Annotated in this window: 1 protein-coding gene; it reads right to left on the bottom strand. The window is 39.9% G+C overall.

Going from position 1 to position 3185, the window contains the following annotated elements; translation table 11 throughout:
* Positions 1-50: 50 nt before the first annotated feature.
* Positions 51-3155 carry an AAA family ATPase gene (locus tag ACOVQ4_RS13465; RefSeq protein WP_421821151.1) on the bottom strand — a complete coding sequence of 1035 codons (3105 nt, stop codon included), beginning with the start codon at positions 3153-3155 and terminating at the stop codon, positions 51-53.
* Positions 3156-3185 lie beyond the last annotated feature (30 nt).

The raw sequence follows: 3185 nt of genomic DNA, 5'->3' as shown, positions 1-3185 counted from the left end.
AGTGACAAATTAAAAAAAAGACTCTGTACTCCTCACTCTACACTCAAAACTCAACACTTAATCTGGCTTCCCATTTCTGGGTGGTTTTCTACGGTGATATAGCTTTCTATTTCTTGTTGTAAATCTTCTACGTGGGAAATAACGCCGACGATGCGGTTTTCTTTTCGTAAAGACTTTAAGGTTTCAAAAACTTCTGTTAGCGAATCTTTATCCAACGAACCAAAACCTTCATCCAAGAAAAAGAAATTATTGGTCGATTGTGTTTGCGCATGGATATTGTCTGCCAAGGCTAGGGCTAAGCACAGCGCTACTTGAAATTTTTGTCCCCCTGAAAGCGTTTTGACCGCTCTGGTTCTGCCCTCATTGAGCAAATCTCTCACTCTAAAATCAAATTCTGAGGGGCGCGTCTCATATATTTCGAGTTGCAAAGCCTGTCGGGTCATTTTACTAAAACGCTCATTGGCTTGGTTACAAAGGTTTTGCAGGTACATACCAGACACAAAGCCTACAAAACCTTGACTTTTAAACAATTTCGCCAGCGTATCTATGTCCGCACGACGAATCTCCAAAGCTTCTTTTTCCTTCAATAAATCTGCTTGAGTAGCCAAATCTTGTTCCAATTGCAATTGACGTCCTTTGAGTGCGCCAGCTTCGGCTTGCAAGGTATTGATTTCTTGTTGTAAAGAAGCAATATCCGCCAAAAGTTGCTGGTGTATCTCAACATCATATCGCAAGCCCTTCGTTTCTTCTGATAGCGATTTATGATGCTGTTGGGTCGCTTGCCATTGCACTTTGAAAGTTTCAATGGCTTTTTGTTCTGTATCGATTGCCAAGTTCCAAGCCAAAATCTGCTCTACTTCTTGTTGCGACACATAGCCCATTTCGTTCATCGCCGATTGAAGTTGTTTTTCAAAATCCTGAATCACCTTGTGATGTTGTTCTAGATTTTGTTTCAAAGCCACAATTTCACCTTCGAGACGATTATTTTTGTCTTGCAACAATTGAAGGTCTTTTTGTAATTGCTCCACATTTTTGACCAAATCCTGATATTGATTTTGTAGTCTTTGAATATGGTTGGCGATACTGTCGGCCGTTTCTTTTTCCAGTGTCAACATATCTAGGCGCTGTATTTGTGCCTGAGTAGTATTTACCTCCGAATCTTTTGCCGAGATTTCAACTTCTATTTTTTGTAAAGTTGGCAAAAACTTTTCTTCCAAATCCTTTTGCCAAACTTGCAGTTGTTGTTCTTGAGCATTACGTTTTTCTTCAAAAGTCTTTATTTCTTTTTGCTGTTGCTCGGCAAAGGCAAAGGCTTTTTGTACTGCTTCTTCATCCTCTTTCGAAAACTCTGACCATACAAAAGCTTGGTCATGTTCTTGAATTTTGTTTTGACTATCCTTATACAAATTTGCCTGTTTATTGCGTTCAGCATTCCACACCGCCATATTTTGTTCTATCGCATCCCATTGTGCATTGAGTTGTTCGATTCGTTGTAAACGATTTTGCCAAGCTTTTTGGGCGTTTTTTTCTGCTTGTATTTTCTGAGAAAAATCCTCCGAAGATGTCAGTTTATCAGGATGGTGAATTGCGCCACACAGCGGACAAGGCTCATCATCGTGTAAGGCATTGGCATAAGCCTGTAAAGCCTTCTGAGTTTCGAATTGCGCAATATGTTGCTGATGAAAATCTATTTTCTGCTGAAAATCCTGCTTGAGCTGCTCTACCAAAACACCTCGCTGATTGGGTTCAGGCACTTGAGTAATTTGTCCTTGAAAAACCTCATCTTGTCCTATTGCCTGAATTTGTTGTTCAAAACCTTCCGTCTTTTGTTTAGCTTCTTTGCCTGCATCTATAATATGTTGCCTTTGTTGCAAAAGATTTCTTTTTTGTCCAAACCACGTAGCCACTTGCGAAAGTTTGTGCAAGTCAACCAGTTGAGATTTCAGTTTTTGTAAACCTTCCTCAATTTGCTGACGTTCCGTTTGTCCAGTTTGAATTTTGTTACGCTGTTGTTCTACCGCTAATTTGCCTTTTTCCAAACGCTCTTGCAACTTCAATTTCTCGCTTGTAGCTTGTTTCCATTTCAAAGCCCAGCTCCATTCTTCCGCTTCTTTTAGCAGGTTTTCTCTTTGTTCAAAAGCAGGTTTTAGCTCATCGAGCTTCGCTTGTGACTGTTGTATTTGTTGTAAAAAGGTCTGTTGCTCAGAGGTTTTATGAGTAAACGCAAGAGAATCTTTTTGTTGTTCTGCCAAGCGTGCCTGCTGCTGCGCCAACAAAGGCTTGAGTTGCATCAATACCTTTTGGTAGACTTTCAGGCGATTTTCTCTTGTTTCAAAATCGGGTATTTGCGCCTCTAATATCTGAAGTTGCTTTGCGGTTTCTTCCAAACTCTTAAATAGTTTGGCTATCCAATCCAAGCTTTTTTCATCGGCTACTTTATCGTTGAGTGCTTGATTTTTAAGCCCTAACAACGTTTGTAATGCCAGAATTTGATCTTTGACTGCCTCTAACTGTTCGGGGGTACTTTGTCCTAATTGGGCAATTTTACCATTCAGATGTTCAAGCTGTTTTTCATTGATTTCTTTTAACACCTTTACCTTAGTCGCCAAGTCAAAACGCTCCAATTGAAATATCTCGTTCATCATCTGGGTACGTTTCGACAAAGGCAATTCGATAAACTCCTGAAAACGCCCCTGAGGAATGATAATCGTTCTTTTAAAGTTTTCGTAAGAAAGACCTATAATTTTTTCGGCAGCATTTTCGACTTCAATAGGCGCCCAATCGGATAATTCGGGCATCCATTGATAAGTTTTTCTTTCAAAAGTTTTTACATCGTCAAACTTCTTGCTATTTCTACGCCCTTTTACCGTAAAACGATACAAGTGATTGTCTTTGCCCGCACGACACTCAAAATCAATGAGGAGTTCATCCGAGCGCAGGTTCATCATATTATAGTTTCGGTCGTCGCCCGACTTGTTCATCCTTTCGGTATCGCCATACAAAGCAAAAGTAATCGCCTCCAAGATAGAGGATTTACCAGAGCCAACTTTTCCAAAAATCCCGAAAATAGATGCTTCGGTCAACTTGGTAAAATCAACGACCTGTGTTTCGCGATATGAATACAAGCCCTTTATGGACAACTTAATAGGAATCATATAAGTGATGAATTTTGAGTGCTGAGTTAG

The sequence above is a fragment of the Flectobacillus sp. genome, assembly GCF_049240685.1.
In the GTDB taxonomy this organism is placed as follows: domain Bacteria; phylum Bacteroidota; class Bacteroidia; order Cytophagales; family Spirosomataceae; genus Flectobacillus.
This window is presented reverse-complemented; position numbering and strand designations above follow the sequence as displayed.

Coding starts and splice junctions, on each gene's coding strand:
- ACOVQ4_RS13465 (WP_421821151.1), bottom strand. CDS start 3,155: ATGATTCCTATTAAGTTGTCCATAAAGGGCTTGTATTCATATCGCGAA.